The sequence below is a fragment of the Kamptonema sp. UHCC 0994 genome (genome assembly GCF_029167235.1).
GTDB lineage: Bacteria > Cyanobacteriota > Cyanobacteriia > Cyanobacteriales > Microcoleaceae > Kamptonema.
Genome location: NZ_JARFTR010000257.1, coordinates 21,389 through 40,189, shown reverse-complemented (window position 1 = coordinate 40,189; position 18,801 = coordinate 21,389). Strand labels below are relative to the sequence as shown.

At 43.9% G+C, this 18,801-nt stretch carries 17 protein-coding genes and 1 pseudogene; 11 read left to right on the top strand and 7 right to left on the bottom strand.

Going from position 1 to position 18,801, the window contains the following annotated elements; translation table 11 throughout:
- The first annotated feature begins 38 nt into the window (after positions 1–38).
- The 4 genes from PY364_RS22460 (at position 39) to PY364_RS22445 (ending at position 6,547) form a co-directional block, all read left to right on the top strand.
- The gene (locus PY364_RS22460; protein ID WP_275526441.1) at positions 39–935 is read left to right on the top strand and encodes a histidine kinase dimerization/phospho-acceptor domain-containing protein; all 897 of its coding nucleotides are present in this window, start codon (positions 39–41) and stop codon (positions 933–935) included.
- A 133-nt stretch (positions 936–1,068) separates the two neighbouring features.
- Positions 1,069–2,520, top strand: a complete 1,452-nt coding sequence (locus tag PY364_RS22455) for an IctB family putative bicarbonate transporter (protein ID WP_275526439.1) — start codon at positions 1,069–1,071, stop codon at positions 2,518–2,520.
- A 54-nt stretch (positions 2,521–2,574) separates the two neighbouring features.
- A complete protein-coding gene (locus PY364_RS22450) occupies positions 2,575–5,202 on the top strand; it encodes an ATP-binding protein (protein WP_275526437.1) in 2,628 nt (875 codons plus the stop codon).
- A 34-nt stretch (positions 5,203–5,236) separates the two neighbouring features.
- Positions 5,237–6,547 (top strand): response regulator, encoded by a 1,311-nt coding sequence (locus tag PY364_RS22445; RefSeq protein ID WP_275526436.1) that lies wholly within the window; start codon positions 5,237–5,239, stop codon positions 6,545–6,547.
- Positions 6,548–6,622: 75 nt separating this feature from the next.
- Here PY364_RS22445 and PY364_RS22440 read toward each other — a convergent pair whose 3' ends face one another.
- The 4 genes from PY364_RS22440 to PY364_RS22425 all read right to left on the bottom strand — a co-directional run bounded on the left by PY364_RS22440 (position 6,623) and on the right by PY364_RS22425 (position 10,126).
- Positions 6,623–7,318 carry a haloacid dehalogenase type II gene (locus PY364_RS22440; protein WP_275526434.1) on the bottom strand — a complete coding sequence of 232 codons (696 nt, stop codon included), beginning with the start codon at positions 7,316–7,318 and terminating at the stop codon, positions 6,623–6,625.
- Between the two features lie 9 nt (positions 7,319–7,327).
- Complete coding sequence (locus tag PY364_RS22435; protein WP_275526432.1) at positions 7,328–7,696, bottom strand: hypothetical protein; 369 nt, start codon at positions 7,694–7,696, stop codon at positions 7,328–7,330.
- 191 nt (positions 7,697–7,887) lie between these two features.
- Positions 7,888–9,183 (bottom strand): TldD/PmbA family protein, encoded by a 1,296-nt coding sequence (locus PY364_RS22430; RefSeq protein ID WP_275526430.1) that lies wholly within the window; start codon positions 9,181–9,183, stop codon positions 7,888–7,890.
- An 82-nt stretch (positions 9,184–9,265) separates the two neighbouring features.
- A complete protein-coding gene (locus PY364_RS22425; RefSeq protein WP_275526429.1) occupies positions 9,266–10,126 on the bottom strand; it encodes a Tab2/Atab2 family RNA-binding protein in 861 nt (286 codons plus the stop codon).
- Between the two features lie 104 nt (positions 10,127–10,230).
- Between PY364_RS22425 and smpB the strand changes: the two genes are divergently transcribed.
- Positions 10,231–10,710: an SsrA-binding protein SmpB gene (gene smpB / locus PY364_RS22420; protein WP_275526427.1), complete on the top strand. Its 480-nt coding sequence runs from the start codon at positions 10,231–10,233 to the stop codon at positions 10,708–10,710.
- 13 nt (positions 10,711–10,723) lie between these two features.
- On the opposite strand, the gene PY364_RS22415 is transcribed toward smpB, so the two are convergent.
- Positions 10,724–11,947: a Rid family detoxifying hydrolase gene (locus PY364_RS22415; RefSeq protein WP_275526425.1), complete on the bottom strand. Its 1,224-nt coding sequence runs from the start codon at positions 11,945–11,947 to the stop codon at positions 10,724–10,726.
- A gap of 273 nt (positions 11,948–12,220) precedes the next feature.
- On the opposite strand from PY364_RS22415, the gene PY364_RS22410 reads away from it, so the two are divergent.
- The 3 genes from PY364_RS22410 to PY364_RS22400 all read left to right on the top strand — a co-directional run bounded on the left by PY364_RS22410 (position 12,221) and on the right by PY364_RS22400 (position 14,427).
- Positions 12,221–12,823: a Uma2 family endonuclease gene (locus tag PY364_RS22410; RefSeq protein WP_275526423.1), complete on the top strand. Its 603-nt coding sequence runs from the start codon at positions 12,221–12,223 to the stop codon at positions 12,821–12,823.
- Positions 12,824–13,071: 248 nt separating this feature from the next.
- Positions 13,072–14,067 carry a threo-3-hydroxy-L-aspartate ammonia-lyase gene (locus PY364_RS22405; protein ID WP_275526421.1) on the top strand — a complete coding sequence of 332 codons (996 nt, stop codon included), beginning with the start codon at positions 13,072–13,074 and terminating at the stop codon, positions 14,065–14,067.
- 54 nt (positions 14,068–14,121) lie between these two features.
- Positions 14,122–14,427, top strand: coding sequence for a DUF4090 family protein (locus tag PY364_RS22400; RefSeq protein ID WP_275526419.1), 306 nt, complete (start codon positions 14,122–14,124; stop codon positions 14,425–14,427).
- Between the two features lie 246 nt (positions 14,428–14,673).
- Here the strand turns inward: PY364_RS22400 and PY364_RS22395 are convergent, their stop codons facing one another.
- On the bottom strand, positions 14,674–15,594 hold the full coding sequence (locus PY364_RS22395) for an NAD(P)H-dependent glycerol-3-phosphate dehydrogenase (RefSeq protein ID WP_275526417.1): 921 nt from the start codon (positions 15,592–15,594) through the stop codon (positions 14,674–14,676).
- A 150-nt stretch (positions 15,595–15,744) separates the two neighbouring features.
- Positions 15,745–16,173, bottom strand: coding sequence for an NUDIX hydrolase (locus PY364_RS22390; protein ID WP_275526415.1), 429 nt, complete (start codon positions 16,171–16,173; stop codon positions 15,745–15,747).
- 78 nt (positions 16,174–16,251) lie between these two features.
- Here PY364_RS22390 and PY364_RS22385 point away from each other — a divergent pair, with 78 nt between their 5' ends.
- The 3 genes and pseudogenes from PY364_RS22385 to malQ form a co-directional block, all read left to right on the top strand.
- Positions 16,252–16,644 carry a type II toxin-antitoxin system HicB family antitoxin gene (locus PY364_RS22385; RefSeq protein WP_275526413.1) on the top strand — a complete coding sequence of 131 codons (393 nt, stop codon included), beginning with the start codon at positions 16,252–16,254 and terminating at the stop codon, positions 16,642–16,644.
- The gene (locus PY364_RS22380; RefSeq protein ID WP_275526411.1) at positions 16,641–17,060 is read left to right on the top strand and encodes a type II toxin-antitoxin system VapC family toxin; all 420 of its coding nucleotides are present in this window, start codon (positions 16,641–16,643) and stop codon (positions 17,058–17,060) included. The genes PY364_RS22385 and PY364_RS22380 overlap by 4 nt, the downstream gene beginning before the upstream one ends.
- 218 nt (positions 17,061–17,278) lie before the next feature.
- A pseudogene (gene malQ, locus PY364_RS22375) lies at positions 17,279–18,796 on the top strand (4-alpha-glucanotransferase); the annotation flags it as partial.
- Between the last annotated feature and the right edge of the window lie 5 nt (positions 18,797–18,801).

The window sequence follows — 18,801 nt, the reverse complement described above, 5'->3', positions numbered from 1 at the left end:
TCTCAGCAAATGACCAGCGAACATTAAATAAATGACGAATGATTAACCAACCCACAGATCCACTTAATAACTCTATTAAAGTAAAATTACTGACTTATTTAGCTCAGGAATTGCTAACTCCGCTCACTTCAGTTGTCGGTATGGCGAGTGTTCTGAACCAAGAAATTTACGGCCCGCTGACAAGCAAACAAAAGGAATACCTCGATATCATTCAAAACAGTAGCAAACAGTTGCGATCGCTCGTGGAAGAAATTGTTGGGCTCGCAGAACTTGACGACAACCCATCAACTATTAAATGCTCCGCTGTTGATATTGAAACTTTATGTCAACAGGCTGTTGGCTCTTTATCGCAGGTGGTTTCCCGACAAGAGCAAGAAATTTCTCTCTCCATCAGTCCAGGCTCCCGATTGTGGTTACTGGATAAAGATAAAGTCCAGCTTATGCTACACCACTTGATATTTAGTGTGGTTCAGTCGGCTGGTTCGGGTAGTGTAATTCGGATTCACCTATCTCGGAAAGAACAAGGAATTAACATCGCAGTTTGGGTTTTTCACCCTTGGCTAGGAGACAGCCTCCCCCATGCTAAACTCTACTCGGATTACTTATCAAATAGTGAAAGAGCCAACTATTCAGAGGTGAACTCCGGTGGGCGTGAACCTCAGATAGCCGAGCAACTGCCATCTTTACCTACACAGGGATTGAGTCGGCTGGTGCTCTCGTTCTCTGAATTATCCGCCTTGGTTGCGGCTGATGAGGCAGATAAGACACCTCAGCTAGCTGGTTACGGAGCACGGGAACGTTTGGGGTTATTGCTTTGTTGCCAATTGGTGGAGATGCAAGGGGGTCAACTATCAATTCAAGGTTCGCCAGATTCGGGATATCGATATATGCTGGCACTACCCTGTTTAAATGCAATGGAATTGTTGGAAGGTTAACTGTTAACTGTTGACTGTTGACTGTTAACGGTTAACGGTTAACTGTTAACTGTTGACTGTTAACTAACAACCAACAACTAACAACCAACAACCAACAACTAACAACTAACAACTAACAACTAACAAATTAAAAATGAACTCAGTTTGGCAACAGTTGACGCTTTTTAATTTGCCACTTTATCAGTGGCGTAGTGCCAGCTATTTATACAGTTTGACTTGTGGCTCTTTGCGGAGTTGGCGGCAGGGTAGCTGGTTGATGCAATGGGCAGAACCCCTTGGTTTTGTTTTACTTTCTTTGGTTTTTGCTTTGGCTCCTTTTGTGGGCAATGCGTTAATAGGTTTACTATTAGTTGCTGGTGGTGCTTTTTGGGTATTAATGACACTTTCCGATTGGCAGGTGATTGTTTTTACGCCTATTCATTTGCTAGTTTTACTGTACTGGAGTGTGGCAACGGTAGCAACAGCAATGTCACCAGTAAAGGCGGCTGCTTTTGTGGGTTGGGGTAAGCTGACGCTTTATTTAGTATTTTTTGCGTTGATGGCTAGGGTATTGCGATCGCCTAAACTACGAGGGTGGTTAATTGCGCTTTATTTGCACATTGCCTTAATTGTCAGTTTTTATGGGGTGCGACAGTGGATAGATCAAGTTCCGCCGTTGGCAACTTGGAATGACCCTACTTCTACTCAGGCAAATTTAACGCGGGCTTACAGTTATTTGGGTAATCCAAATCTTTTGGGTTCCTATTTGTTGCCGGCAATTGCTTTGAGTTTTGCGGCAATTTTCGTCTGGAAAGGCTGGGGCCCAAAAGCTTTAGCTGTGACGATGCTGTTAGTTAATTCTGCTTGTTTGCGCTATACGGATAGCCGGGGGGCTTGGATTGGTTGTGTGGTGATGATTGTATTGTTTGCAATTTTGATGTGGTATTGGTGGAGTCCTAGAATGCCTCGTTTTTGGCGTACTTGGGCACTACCTCTTGGGTTGGGAAGTTTTGCTTTTGCGATCGTTTTAGGGCTGTTATTGGTGGAACCCCTACGGAATCGCGTTACCAGTATTTTTGTGGGGCGTGGAGATAGTAGCAATAATTTCCGTATTAATGTTTGGACGGCTGTGATTCAAATGATTCGCGATCGCCCGATATTAGGGATTGGCCCTGGGAATGTGGCTTTTAATAAGGTTTATCCCCTTTATATGCGACCGCGTTACAGTGCTTTGAGTGCCTATTCTGTACTGCTAGAAATTACGGTAGAAAGTGGTTTCATCGGTTTAATAACTTTTCTGTGGCTGCTAACGGTGACATTTAATCAGGGATTTGTGGAACTAAAAAGTCTACGGGATGGACAAGCGATGGAGTCTATTTCACAGGTTGAAGTTGTTAATCAAAATTCCCCAATCTCCAATTTAAAATCGAGTGAAGGGTTTTGGTTGATGGCTGCGATCGCGACTTTAGCTGGTATGATGGCTCACGGTTTTGTCGATACTGTCTGGTATCGGCCAGAGGTTAATATGCTTTGGTGGCTGATGGTGGCAATTATTGCTAGTTATTACGCAGTTATTCGGAAGCCAAGTTTGAGTACAGGTGAGTAAGTAGGGTGGGTGCAACTTTACTTTTGCGTAAGTCCTGACTGAATTACTATTGCCATGAAAATTTCGCACAAACTGGTTAGTAGCTTTATTGGTGTTTCCCTATTAACAGGGGTGGTTGGTACAGTTGCGATCGCCCAAAGTCATAAAATTGCTGAAACCCTAGCGATCGCAGAAGCCGAGCACGTTGCCGAGGTACTGGCGATCGCCATTGTCAAAGATAGCTTTTCTCATCAAGAACCCATTCCTGTTAAACGCTCAGACGAACTGCAAAACTACACCAAGCTACTACATGACTTGCAACAGCGCGACATTGTGGTAGTCGATCGCCAAAAGCGGATTTTAGCAGATGCCGTTCCTGAAAATATCGGCACTACTTTTGACCACGATCTGGGCAACGAAATTCAGCAAACGATGCAAGATGGCAACTCTAGAACCTTTCTGGAAAAGAGCGACGATTATCCCCAAGGGATTAAGCTGATTGTTATTCCACTGAAAAACGAGGGAAACAAGATTGATGGTGCGGTGATTCTGGAGTATTCGTCAATGTATGACGAAGCAATTTCCCAAGCCCAACCCACCATGATTCTAATTGGCATAACCAGTTTAGGCTGCGCGATTCTAGCATTAATCATCGGATTGCGAATTGCCAGTAGTATTTCCAAGCCGATACAATCATTGACAGACATCGCCTTGCAAGTCACACAAACCTCTAACTTTGACCTACAAACGGCCGTCACCACCAATGATGAAACAGGCATTCTGGCAACTGCATTCAACGATCTAATTCAACGAGTCAAAGCACTGCTGAATGAAAAAGAGCAAGGTTCATCGGACTTTCAGCAAAGTAACCAGGCGCTTCAAGAGCAAACTAGCTTGATGCAACTGATCCTTAGCAGCATGAGCGATGGCGTAATTGTTGCCGATGAAAAGGGTCAATTCCTGATCTTTAACCCTGCCGCCGAGCAGATGTTTGGCAGCGGAATTACTGAAAGCCAACAGGAAGCATGGTCAGAGGAATATGGGGTGTATCAAACCGATCGAGTGACTCTGTTCCCAACGGAGCAGCTTCCCCTGGTGCGGGCGCTTCAGGGCGAGCAAGTAAGCAATGTGGAGATATTTATCCGTCATAGTAAAGCCCCAGAAGGCCTTTGGGTGACAGTGAGTGGAGCACCTCTAAAAGATGCCAGTGGTACCTTGAAAGGGGGCGTTATCGTTTGCCGCAATATTAGCGATCGCAAGTCTGCCGAACTAGAAATATTGCAAGCAAAAGAAAAGGCAGAAATTGCCAACCGTGCTAAAAGCCAATTTCTCGCTAACATGAACCACGAATTGCGAACCCCCCTCAACGGCATCCTTGGCTATACTCAGATTCTCCAGCGCGATCCCGCTACTACTGCCAAGCAGAGGTCAGGATTGGGAGTGATTCACCAGTGCGGTTCTCACCTACTAACTTTGATCAATGACATTTTGGATCTGTCCAAACTGGAAGTGCAAAAGATGGAACTCTATCCCCAGGATTTCCACTTCACTAATTTCCTCATTACCACTGTAGAAATTTGCCGGATCAAAGCAGAACAAAAGGGCGTTACTTTCCGTTACCACCCGGCTGCTAATCTGCCCACTGCCGTCTATGCCGATGACAAACGTTTGCGACAGGTGTTGCTAAATCTGCTCAGTAATGCCATCAAATTCACCGATTTTGGTAATGTCTCTTTTAACGTTGAAGTTGTGGATGATGGGGAAAAAACTGACGCTGCATCGCCGAGAATTCGCTTCCAGGTGAAAGATACAGGCATTGGCATCCCACCAGAAAAGTTACAAGCTATATTTTTACCCTTTGAGCAGGCTGGGAAGCGCGATCGCAACAGCGAAGGTACTGGTTTGGGGTTAGCAATCAGTCAGCAAATTGTGCAAATGATGGACAGTTCTATCCAGGTTAATAGCACCTTGGGCAAAGGTAGCACTTTCTGGTTTGAGGTGAATCTGCCTATTGCTACCGATTGGCTTACCCAATCTGTCTCTGCTAATCAACGGGTAATTGGCTATCAGGGGGAAAGGCGCAAAATTTTAGCGATCGACGATCGCCGGGAAAATCGTGCTGTGCTTATGGGAATGCTGGAACCCTTGGGTTTTAAAATGGCTGAGGCTGACGATGGGCAAACCGGACTGGAAGTCGCCCTACAAATGCGCCCAGATTTGATTATTACCGACGTGATGATGTCAAAAATGGATGGGCTGGAAATGACCCGCCGCCTGCGGGAACTACCGGATTTTGCCAATATGCCAATCATTGCTTCCCCTGCTAGTTTGTCTCAGGTGGATATGCAGGATGCGATCGCGGCTGGATGTAATAGCTTTTTCCCAAAACCAGTCGAGTTTAATGGATTGCTAGGCGAATTGCAGCGCCACCTAGATTTGCAATGGATTTATGAGACATTACCGGAGACGGAGGAACTTTCTGCTACGGTTTCCGACTCAGTGGATTGGGTAGTGCCACCAAGGGAAGAACTGGCAGTCCTTTACCGGGCAACCCAGGATGGCTTTATGGCAGATATTCAGCAAGAAGCTAACCGCCTTAAGCAACTCAATCCTCAGTATGCGACTTTCAGTAACAAAATACTAGAATTAAGCCAAATGTTCAATGACGAAGCTATTATCAATCTGCTAGAACCCTATATATAGGTCTTTATTATTAACTTAATTAGGGAGTTCAGCTATGTCATTTGATGCTAAATCTCAACTCGGAACTATTCTGGTGGTGGATGATAACCCCACTAATATTCAAGTGTTATTTGATGTGTTAAGTGAGATGGGTTATCGGGTAGCGATCGCCAAAAGCGGGGAAGCGGCTCTACAAAGGCTCCAGTCCTACCTTCCTGATATTATTTTGTTGGATATAATGATGCCGGGAATTGATGGGTTTGAAACCTGTCAGCGGCTCAAAGCCGACCCCACCACCCGCGACATTCCTGTGATTTTTATGACGGCTCTTTCTGACTCAGTGGATAAGGTTAAAGGGCTGAGTCTGGGAGCAGTGGATTACATTACGAAGCCAATTCAGCATGAAGAGGCATTGGCACGCATCCGGGTACATCTGCAACTGCGCGACTCTCAAAAGAAACTGGAAAATCGTACTGCCGAACTCTCTCAAACCCTAGACAACTTGAAGCAGGCACAGGTACATCTGGTGCAAAGCGAAAAGATGTCGGCCCTTGGTCAACTGATGGCAGGAGTGGCGCACGAAATCAACAATCCTGTAAATTTTATCCATGCTAATCTTGCACCTGCTGAAGAATATATCCTGGCTCTGATTAACTTTGTGGATTTGTATCAGGAATGCCATCCCCAACCCCATGCCAAAATTCAGGCATGGATGGACGAGCAGGATGTAGACTATCTGAAAGAAGACTTGATTAAGCTGCTCCATTCTCTAAATGTAGGAAGCGATCGCATCAGCCAACTTGTTCGTTCTCTGAAAAACTTTTCCCGTCTGGATGAATCGACAGCCAAGGCGATCGATCTACATGAAGGGATTGAAAGTACCCTGCTGATTTTACAACATCGCCTCAAAGCTAGACCAGATCATCCCGGCATTCAGATTGTGCGGAACTATGGAGAATTGCCGTCGGTGGAATGCTATCCCAGCCAACTGAATCAGGTGTTTATGAACATTCTGAACAATGCTATTGATGCCTTGGAAGAACGCGATCGCCAGCGTAGCCATGCTGAGATGCGTGAAAACCCCAGCAGCATCACGATTCGCACCCAATCATTACCCAATCAGGCGATCGCTATCTACATCGCTGATAACGGTTTTGGTATTGAGGAAAATATCTGTGCCAAACTATTTGAACCATTCTTTACCACCAAGCCTATTGGCAAAGGCACAGGATTGGGACTTTCCATCAGCAATCAGATTATTACCGAAAAACACGGCGGCAAGATTTACTGCCAATCCACACCGGGACAAGGAGTAGAGTTTGCGATCGAAATTCCAGTGCACCAAGCAATGTGTCAGGCAGCCTAGTAGTGTTCTCTCAGGAAAAGTTTTAGGGGGTTGATTATCTAGTTTTTCCTATTTTTTATTTCCAGCTAAAAAACTTCAAATTAGCGAAACTAAAGTTTTCAAATCGGGTACTTCTAAATCAGCTTCACCACTAGCGGCCTTAGTTGCACCAAATCCTTCTTTCCCAACACGCCGATTTACCCACACTGTTGATAAACCCATTGCTTTTACGGGTATAACATCATGGTAAATGCTTTCAGCAACGTGCAGCAGTTTATCGGGAGATATCCCCATTTTTTGAATAGCAAATTCAAAATTGCGCGGTGATGGTTTATAGGATTTGACTTGTTCTGCTGTAATAATCCAGTCAAATTCTACTTGGAGATGTTTGGCGGTATCGGCAAATAATTCATCGTCTGTATTGGAGATAATCGCCAGATGAAATCTCTTTTTTAGCGCTTTTAGTGCTTCGACGGTATCGGGGAAAGGTTGCCAATTTTTGAGGGAATCAGGAAGGCTGTTTAATTCTGCTTCTGTGACATCAAAATTAAACCGTTCGCTAATTTTTTTCACGACTTGTCGCAAAACTTCCCGATATTTCAGATATCCATTTGTGTCCTTTTCTAATTCTGACTCAAATTCTGCAAATAGTTCCAGAATCTGCTTGTCACTCTGATTAATATTGTGGGTTTCCAGTAGGTTTTTCAATACTGGCAGTATCCCTCCTTCCCAATCTATGAGGGTTCCGTAGCAATCAAAACTTAAGACTTCAAATTGACTAAAATCTAGCATTTTTACCTCCTATGATGCTCTGAATTTGCCAATAACTTCAATCAATCCGATAATATTTTGATTGAATTCTGCTAATTGTTCTGCTGGAATCCAATATTCTTGATGTCTTGAACTGCCAACAGTTTGTATCGCATATCGACTTAAAAAGTTTGCACGAACTCGAAATGTGGTGACATAACCAATATATCCCGATGCTGCATCTTTTGTATTCCAATCTCGTGCAATTTGCACGGCATATTCTTCAGAAAGTACGGGATAGAAAATAGGCTGGAAAGGTAGACGCGGGGGAAAGGAAGTGTAACCACTTTTCCGAATTAATTCCATTTCTTTTTGACCGACTGGACGAAACAGAGTCACTGTTTTATCAATTACTCCCATTTGATACATTTGCTATTTATGTAGATACACGCTGATATTGGTAATTGGTAATTGGTAATTGGTAATTGGTAATTGGTAATTGGTAATTGGTAATTGGTAATTGGTAATCACCCATCCTCCCCATCTTCCCCTCTTCCCTCTTCCCTCTTCCCTCTTCCCTAGCCCCTAGCCCCTAGCCCCTAGCCCCTCTTCTAATTTCGACCCGTAACTGACAATCCTTCTACAATTACAGAAGGGGTGTAACAAGAACCGTTCCACTCCGCATCGCTTCCTAATTCTACAAGTTGCTTAAGGGCTGTGTAGACATTTCCCGCAACCATTGTATCTTTGACTCTGCCAATTATTTGACCATTTTTTACTCTGTAGCCAAGTTCGACATTAATAGAAAACTCGCCAGAAATCCCAGCACTTCCGCCTAGCATTTGATCGACTATCAATCCGTCATCTAGTTGGGCAATTAAATCAATTAAACTCCGTTTTCCTGGTTGAATTAACTCATTAAATAAACCCGGAGTTGGATAACTCCCTAAACCGGGGCGGAAGCCGTTACCGGTTGTACCGCTACCTAAGATTTTACCCGTAGTGCGATCGGCATAAAAGAGCTGCAAAACTCCTTTTTGGATGAAAACAATCGGGCGGGTAGGAGTTCCTTCGTCGTCAAAGGGACAGCTATAGGGCCCTGCATCGGGGGCTTGGGAAAGGGTGAGGAGGGGGGAGGTTACGGGCTCGCCGAGGCGATCGCTCCAAGGTGAGGCCCCTTCGAGCACGAGTTTGCCGTTGAGGGCCGCAGAAACGGTTCCCCACAGCAGATCCGCTGCTTTGGCTGTGAATAAAACAGGTACTCTTCCTGTCGGAGGGACGACATTTTCTTTGGCCCAATTTAACCGTTGTAATATCCGTTTGGTTAAATCTACTGGATCGAGGTTTTCTCGCTGGGTTTCGCCATCGGAAACGTTCAAGAAATCTTCTCCTCGTACCCATTCTGCACCTAGATAGCCGCTCAGAGTTGTGTCTGTATAGCTGCTATCTAACCCCAAGGAATTAAGTAGGCGGATGCTTTCTACTTCGCAGTCAAATTCAGCAGTACAGAGGATTTCTGGGTAGGATTCTCGGATGGTGGCGATCGCATCTTTTCCCCAAATTACTAACTGTTCTACTTCTACCGATCGTCCCAAATCTGGATAAGAAGTTTGCGAACCTGTAGTTAGTTCTATTGTCTCCGGGACACCGAGTTCAGAAAGTGCGATCGCGCGATCGATCAAAGCTTGGGGTTCTACTGGCCCATAGGCCACCGCTAAACCCGGACAACCATCTCGCCATAGCCGCAACCCAGTTCCTTCTGATTCGATACTTTCTAGTTGTTTGAGCCGATTTGCTTCAAAAAACACTGGTCGCGAATGCGATCGCGACTGAAATACCTCGGCGGCTTGTGCCCCAGCTTTAGCTGCTAACTCTAGCAGTTGTTCTGCTGATTGGTCGTTGCTCATTGCTAATTGCTCATTGCTAATTGCTAATTGCTAATTGATAATTGAAATTGCTCCCTCGCTCCGCCGCTTCCTCGCTCCCCACCTAAAGATTAAATTCTTGTAGTAGCCAAAATCCGGCGAAAGACTCAGCTTCAGGATGGGACTGGATAGCTAAAAAATGTACTTGATTGGCTGCAACCTTGGCTGATTCAAAGCCTTTGACTTCGGCGACAATACTTAAATCTCTGAGATTAGCTAAAATCCAGCGATCGCTAGCTCCTGTTTCTAACACTAACCTCGCAGGAGGGCCGCCATCAAAGGTCACAAAAGCTAACTCCAAACCCGACATCCACGCGGCTAATGCTGTGGCCCTGGATGAGAAAATAATCAGTCCCGGAATTGGTGTCTGAGGCTTTAGCCCAAAGGCTTCTAGTCCAAAAGCTTCTCCAAACTCAATCTCCCAGTCGGACATTTCCTCGAAAGCCTCAACTGGTAGAGTCACGAAACTCCATTTCTCGCCAAGGAGAGCATCTGGTAGAGCTTGCGGGATCTCAGAGCTATATTGGACAGAAGGAGTCAAGCCAGATTGAAAACCAGGGTGAGTAGGATACACATCCTCCATCCGTTCTCGCAGCCACTGTTGTAGAGCGTAGGTACGACGGCTGGGGGCGGTGGGAATGTGCAACTCTTCGCAAGCTTTGACAATCATGTTGGTCATCTGGCGGCGAAAAAAGCGGATTTTTTCAGGAGGGGAAGGAGAAGATGCGATCGCTTCTTTGATAGCCGCCGCCAGCCATAAGGAGTTCACGGTAGAACTTGGACAAAACTGGGAGTAGCGAAACAATGACTCTGACTTGTCGCCTACATTTAGGGGACTCTCGCAAATCAAGACTTCCCAGAGTTTTTTCTGTTGGTCGTCCACAATCGGACGGCTGTAATAATCGAGTTCCCAGATAGTTGCCATGCGCTAGTCTTATCAATTCTGTCCTGATAACAGCTTAAAACTAAAGGGCAACAATTTTGAGGAAATACTTCCCTGACTACAGGCCGACACGCTAAATTAGATTAATGAGTGAAAAGAGTGAAAAGAAGAGCGAAGGCTACAAAATAATCAGCGACAACCGCCAAGCCCGCTTTCTCTATGAAATATTAGAGACTTACCAGGTTGGAATTGAGCTGAAGGGCACCGAAGTAAAATCGATTCGGGAAGGCAAAGTCAATTTGCGTGACGGCTATGCTTTAGTTCGCAATGGCGAAATCTGGTTGATTAATGCCCACATTTCGCCTTGGGGAAAGGCCAGCGATTATTTTAACCACGATCCCCGCCGCACCCGCAAACTGTTGATGCACAAACAGGAAATCCGCAAGTTGCTAGGTAAGGTGGAGCAACAGGGCTTGACTTTGGTACCTTTGAAGATGTATTTCAAGAGCGGCTGGGTGAAACTTGATATTGCTTTGGGGAAAGGGAAGAAGCTACACGATAAGCGGGATAGTATTAAGGAACGGGATGATAAGCGAAGTATTGAACGGGCGATGAAGCAGTTTTAATTATTGAATTTGATTAAATTACGGCGATGCAATCTATCTCGACTAAGACATCTTTTGGTAGGCGAGAAACTTCGACGCAGGCCCGTGCTGGTGCTGTTGTGCTATCAAAATATTTGCCATAGATGGCATTAACAGCGGCAAAATCGTTCATATCTTTGAGATAAATGGTGGTTTTGACGACATCTAACCAAGTAGCACCGGCTTCTGTGAGGATGGCTTCGATATTTGCCATGACTTGTTCTGTTTGTTTGCTTACGTCTTCGGTATAGACGACTTGGTTAATACGGATGTCGATCGCAATTTGACCGGCTACGAAGAGCATTGTACCGCTGGCTGCGATCGCTTGATTGTATGGGCCTACTGGTTTGGGTGCGTTTTCGGTACAGATAATTTTGCGTGTCATAGTTATTGAATTTTCTGATTTTTGGTTAGAGGTTTCTGACTGATACTTTTCTCCGTTTGGCATTATCGCACCTGTGAAGTCGGTATTTTGAATGCTTGCGCCATAGAGATTTGCTCCTGTTAAATCCGCTTTTTTCAGGTTGGCTCCATCTAGGTTTGCCATCATCAAATCAGCATTTTGAAGATATGCTCTCTCTAAATTTGTACCCCGCAAATAAGCTTTTCTAAAAATCACCCCCGCGAGTTCTGCTTCACCTAAATCTGCTTCAGCTAGATTTATACCTGACAAATTATACGTAGAAAAATTTACCCCCCGCATCTTAACTCTGTGGAAGTTTACATTTGGGAGTTGCACGTTAGTTAGGACGGTTTGAGTTAAGTCTGATCCAGTCAAGTTTGCCTCAGTCAGATTTGCCTTTTTTAAGTTAGCTCTAGTTAGATTAGCTTCAATCAAGGAAGATCCTATTAGGCTTGCATGATTTAGCACAGCATCACTTAAGTTTGCCTTGTTTAGGTTGGCATTACTAAAATTGCAATGATTCAAATTTGCATTACTGAAATTAGCATAGCTGAGGTCTGCATAACTCAGATTTGCTGAAGGAGCTCCCAATAATTTACTCAAATTTGCGCCTCTCAGGGATGCCTGAGCGAGATTGGTGCTATTAAGTATCGCTCCAGTGAGGTTTGCCTCATTTAACTCTGCTCCCGTCAAATTTGCACCGCTTAAGTCTATCCCACTTAGATCGACACCGTTTAACTCCACTCCTCTCAGCATTACCGAATGAAATTTTCGTTCACCGTTTGCATATCTTTCTAGCAGTTCATTCGCGTCCATATTTACCTTTGTTATCAATTCTCTCAAATTAGTCTACCACGAAATGCCCAATCGATCGCAAATTTATTTATACTGATATCTTGCATCATATTTAATCGGCCCCGGCGAATAGAATTCGCGGCTACACAAACGAAGTCCGCCTACGCGGACTAATAGAATTTCAACCCGCGAAGGCGGGTTTTGTCTGTGTAGACGCGGTTTCAACCGCCGGGTCTAAATCCGGTCTTCAAGCATGATAAAATTATCCTTGATAACTAATAACAGACACCTCAAATGATTGCTAACCCAGAATTCCGCTACATGACTCCCCAAGAATATCTAGAATGGGAAGAACAGCAACCTCTGAAATATGAATATGTCAACGGTGAAGCCTTCGCCATGACAGGCGGGACTATTCCCCACAACGATATTGCTGTTAATCTAACCAATGCCTTGAAAAATTATCTGCGCGGCAAAGGCTGTAAAGTATCTATGGCAGATGCCAAAGTTATGATCTCTGAAAATGGCCCCTTTCACTACCCAGATGTCATGGTAAGTTGCGATGAAAGAGACAGACGCGCTATCGAATTTATCCAATATCCTTGTCTAATTGTTGAAGTCCTCTCCCCTAGTACAGAAGGATTTGATAGAGGTAAGAAATTCACCAATTACCGCCGCATCAATACATTGAAAGAATATGTACTCATCAACGCTCAAGAAATTAGCATTGATTGTTATCGACTCAACGATCAAAATAAATGGGAACTCACCCACTACCAAATTGATGAAACTACTCCAGAAGGAACTGAACCTGAAGTTTACCTAACTAGCGTTGACTTCCAATTTCCTATTTCCCTCCTCTACGAAGATGTAGAATTTCCATCAGAAAATCAATAACACAAACTTTTTCTATCGAAATCAAAGCCGCCCTTAAAAAACTTAAATACTTGATAAGTAAGTAGACACAAATAAATGCTATAATTTGTAAGGTGGGCGCTCGCCGACTCTACGTTTAATTTACAGGACTTACGCACCCAACCAAAGAAACCGTTTTTTTACGAAAATACTTCGTTATGACCCACAGATCCTCTCAAAAACCCGGTTTCTGGGACGACCTGCGTAAGTCCTACTACGGATGTCAAAAAATGAACGATAACTTCTCTAATTCTATTGCCTTACCCGTAAGTATTGCCGATGTTGAGTCTGCGGCAATGCGCCTGAATGGTCAGGTAAATAGAACGCCTGTTTTCACGTCCCAGACTGTTAATAAAATTACAAATTCTCAGGTATTTTTTAAGTGTGAAAACTTTCAGCGCACAGGTTCATTTAAGTTTCGCGGTGCGTACAATGCTCTATCTCAACTATCAGCAGAACAAAAAAATCAAGGAGTTATAACTTTCTCTTCGGGAAACCACGCACAGGCGATCGCACTAGGAGGAAAATTACTCGGAATTAGCACAACTATTATCATGCCTAGCGATGCTCCCATCGTCAAGCAAGAGGCGACTCGCGGCTATGGGGCCGAGATTATTTTTTATGAGCGATCGCAGACTTCGCGAGAGGAACTTTGCCAACAAATAGCTAGCGATCGCGGCTCTACAATTATCCCTCCCTACGATCACCCCCACGTCATCGCTGGCCAGGGTACAACGGCGTTAGAACTCATAGAAGAAGTTGGGGAATTAGACCTATTACTGGTATGTTGCGGCGGCGGAGGTTTGCTTTCTGGGTGCGCGATCGCCACTAAGGCGCGATCGCCTAAATGTCGAGTCATTGGTGTGGAACCGCAACAAGCAGATGATGCGGCGCGATCGTTCCGCACAAAAACCCTACAAACTGTTCATAATCCTGATACTATTGCTGATGGCGCACGTACTCCTTTTTTAGGTAAATTAACATTTCCTTTAATCCTCCATTATGTAGACGACATCGTAACAGTTTCCGAGGATGCTATTCGTAAAACAATGTTTTTTATGTGGGAACGCATGAAACTTGTTGTCGAACCTACAGGCACTTTAGCAGCAGCAGCGTTGTTAGAAAATATTATTCAAGCTGAAGGTTTACGAGTTGGCGTAATTGTCAGCGGTGGGAATGTCGATCTTAAACAAGTTTTTTCTACTAACTTCCAGAATAATAGCTAGTAATACCAATAGTGATAAAATGCTTTAGTGCTAAATTTTTGATGTTATTCCCAAATGTCTACTGAAACAAACTCAACAGAAAAAACAACAACTGGTGCTGATGCGATCGATGTAGCGATCGCCTCTGGTCTCGACTTTGACGGTACTCCCATCCCCACAGCTAAACTAGAACTATATAGCAAAGTCATGGGTTTAGAAGCCGGAAGACAGCGCAGCGGCGTGTCTAATACCATGCGATCGCGCATCGTGCGGATAGGCGCTAAGCACATTCCCCAATCAGAGCTCAATCAAATGCTTGCTGATGCAAATTTTGCCCCCCTTAAAGACAAAGAAATTGCCTTTTATTACAGTGGTAAGTAAGAATTGGTAATTGGTAATTGGTAATTGGTAATTGGTAATTAGTCTTAATAAGTAGTCGGACATAAATAAACGTAGCTATGTCATTGCGAGCCCAGCGAAGCAATCTCAAAGCGCAAGCGAATTGCTTCGGGATTGCTTCGTACCCTCGCAACTGCGCTTCGCTTGGCTCGCAATGACATTCTTTATTTTTGTCCAGCTACTTAACTAACAACTAACCACTAACCACTAACTACTAACAAATAACAATTAGCTAGATTTTTCTGGCTTCACAGTTCTTTCCATCAGCGCTGCAACTGCTTGCTCAGGGGTAATTATACCATTAATTAAACGATAAACTTGAGTAGAAACAGGCACTTCAATTCCCTGTTTTTTAGCCAAATCGATCAATACATTAGTAGTATTTACCCCTTCAGCAGTGCTCTTTAACTCCTGCAAAACCTGCTCTAAAGATTTGCCTTGAGCAAGTCCATAACCAACCCGATAATTGCGGGATAAAGCACTATTACAAGTCGCAAGTAAATCTCCCAAACCAGATAACCCATAAAAGGTTTCAACTTGTGCTCCCAAACGTACACCTACCCGAATCATTTCTGGTAAAGCGCGGGTAAGAAGAGCCGATTTTGCATTAGTTCCTAAATGCAAACCATCGCAGACACCAGCAGCGATCGCGAACACATTTTTTAAAGTCCCTCCTAACTCAGTACCCAAAGGATCGCTATTAATATAAACCCGAAAAGTTTCAGAATTGTAAATATCTTGTATCCGCTTAGCAGCCTCTAAATCTAGACTAGCAGCAACCGTCGCAGTAGGCAAACCCTGCACAATTTCCTGAGACAAATTGGGGCCAGAAAGTACAACAATAGAACGTTCGGGAAAAGCATCACGCCAAATGCGAGAAGGAGTGCAAGTAGTAACAGGATCTAAACCTTTAGTTGCCGTAACTATGATAGCATTAGCATTTAATTTTATCCGTTTAATTCGCTCCACAGTTTCGACAACTCCCTTCATAGAAACTGCCGAAACAACAACATCTGCCTCAATTAAAACTGATTCTAGATTAAGAGAACTACTACGCGACCAGACACTAACTTCATGGCCATTATCACTAGCTAAATTTGCTACTGCGGAGCCCCAAGCACCCGCACCTAAAACTGTTAAATTTGCCATATTCTTGAAGGAAGAAGGAAGAAGGAAGAAGGAAGAAGGAAGAAGGAAGAAGGAAGAAGGAAGGAAGACTGGGAGAGGGGGAGAGGGGGAAGATGGGGAATCTAGCAGTTAGCAGTTAACAGTTAGCAGTTAACAGTTAACAATTAGCAATTACAAACGAGGTCGTATTCCATAGAAACGGTAACGACAATAATCTCGTAAAATGCGAGCGTGGTCAAAACAAAGTTGAGTTGGAAACTGCCAAGGTTCAAAAATTTCTAAGGTTTTAGCATCATCAGCAGCTTGGGGTTCCCCTGTTGCTGCGGCCAAAAATACAATGCTAAGAGTGTGTTGGCGAGGGTCACGATTTGGGTCAGAATAAACGTAGAATTGCTCAATTAATTCTACCTCTAATCCTACTTCTTCTTGAGCTTCCCGCTTGGCCGCCGTTTCTACGGTTTCGCCATAATCGACAAAGCCACCGGGAATAGCCCAACCGTAGGGAGGATTGCGCCGTTCAATTAGTATAATCGGCCTTGAGGAGCGATCGATTAATTCGATAATGATGTCAACTGTAGGAGTAGGATTGCGGTAAGTCACAGGTTTGCGTAAAATTTATACTAATTTTATGATACTTGGAAGTTATAATTTATGAAAGAGTTGTAGAAAGGTAATCTTATGACTACTAATGTTACTGCCCCATCGGAAAAATCGACATCGGAAAAATCGAGTAAGCTAACTTATCCGGTTATGCTTGAAAAGCAAGAAAATGAAGGATATAGAGCGACAGTATTGGGTTGGCCAGAGTGTCAGGCTTTTGGTTCTACCCGCGAAGAAGCTTTGACCAGTTTACGCCAGATTGTAACAGAGCGCTTAGACAAAGTAGAAATAGTTTCTCTAGAAATCGATCGCCCAAAACCAGAGCATCCTTGGATGAAGTTTGCGGGAATGTTCAAAGACGATCCCTACTTCGATGAGATGCAAGCTGATATAGCAGCTTTACGTCGCGAACGAGATGAAGAGATGGAAGCTTATTACCGTCAAATGGATGCGGAGGAAGAGACAAAATGAGTTTGTGGGTACTCGATACGGATCATGTTTCGCTTTTTCAACAAAATCATCCAATAGTTAGTAGTCGGATTACCGCAGTCAATTCTGAAGAAATTGCTGTTACTGTTATTACAGTAGAAGAACAATTTTATGGGCGGCTTAATCAGATTAGAAGGGCTAAATCAGCAGATGCAATATTATCAGCCTATGCAAGATTGAGAGCCACATTAAATTATTTCAAAACTGTCAATTTGCTCGATTTCGACCAGGAAGCTTACAATTGCTACACCGAATTAGTTCGCCAAAAAGTCCGCATAGGTACGCAAGATTTGCGAATTGCTGCTTGTGTGATTTCCAGGCATGGGGTTTTGGTAACTCGCAATCGGCGCGATTTTGAACGGGTTCCTGGTTTGAGATTTGAAGATTGGACAATATAATTATCTTGTTGGGTTCGGCGCGATCTAATCTCTCCTCAAAATTAAAGTTAAATCACGATCCCCCTTGCCTAATTCAAATATCAAAAATATGAGATAATGAAAGACTGTTCTTAGCCTACTGCGGCCTTGAAAACACAACCGTAAATACTAAGATCACAATTACCATTTGTAGGTAAAAGTGTCAAGCACTCTCTACAAAATCCAAAACTCTATATTTTAGGTTTCTTATGCCTTTTCGCAGATCTAGCGGCCTTTTACTTCACCCCACATCCCTACCCAGTCGATTCGGTATTGGAGACTTGGGATTAGAAGCCTATCGCTTCATTGACTTTTTAGTAGACAACAGTCAACAATACTGGCAATTATTGCCTCTGGGCCCAACGGGATATGGCAATTCCCCCTATATGTGCTATTCAGCAATGGCGGGAAATCCATTCTTAATTAGCCCTGACCGGTTGCGAGATGAAGGTTTACTAACAGATGAAGACTTCGCAAACCTACCAGGATTTCCGATTGATACCGTAGATTTCGATCGCGCAATTCAAACTAAAATTCCCCTGCTGAAAAAAGCCGGCGAAAACTTCAAAGCTCAAGCAACTTCCATGCAGCAAACTGAATTTGCTGGTTTTTGCGAAAGCAAGGCTCACTGGCTAGAAGATTACGCCTTATTTATGGCCCTAAAAGATACCTTTCAAGGTACGAGTTGGCATACTTGGGAACCGGGAATTGCTAAACGTCAACCAGAGACCTTAGAACTGTGGCGGACAAAGCTAACTGCGGAAATTTTTCACCACAAATACATCCAATTCGAGTTTTTCCATCAGTGGACAGAATTAAAGCGCTATGCAAACCTGCGGGGCATTAAAATAATTGGAGACATTCCAATTTATGTATCCCATGATAGTGCAGATGTTTGGGCTAATCCTGAAATATTTTGCTTGGAAGAAGAATCTCGTCTTCCAGCTTTAATGGCCGGAGTTCCTCCCGATTACTTCAGCGAAACAGGTCAATTATGGGGTAATCCCGTATACAATTGGGAGCAACTGGAAGCAGATAATTTTCATTGGTGGGTGCAGCGTTTCCAGAGTATTTTCGATTGCGTAGACGTAACTCGGATCGATCATTTCCGAGGTTTTGATGCTTACTGGGCAGTTCCACAAGGTGAAAAAACTGCTATGAATGGTACGTGGATTAAAGCGCCAGGAATCGCCTTGTTTGACGTAATTCAAGAGAAATTTGGCAGCTTGCCAATTATTGCCGAAGATTTAGGCGTAATTACCCCAGAAGTAGAAGCGCTACGGGATAAATTTGAGTTTCCAGGGATGAAGATTTTACAATTCGCCTTTGGTGGCGCTCGCGATAATGCTTTTTTACCTTTTAATTATGTCCGCAATTGTGTAGTTTATACCGGCACTCACGACAATGACACAACTATCGGCTGGTATGAACAACTCCAACCCTACGAAAGAGACTTCTTCTTGGGTTATTTAGGCTGCGTCGATCCTCAAGGAATCAACTGGTCTTTGATCCGGTTAGCCTTAAGTTCGATTGCGGATATAGCGATCCTTCCCGTTCAGGATATCTTAGGTTTAGGGAATGTTGCCCGGATGAATTTTCCGGGCAAAGAAGAGGGAAACTGGGGCTGGCGGTATCGGTCTGGGGCTTTGAGTCAGGAAATAGGCGATCGCCTTAATTACCTCACCAAAATCTACCGCCGAGACCCGATCAAAGAATAAAAACC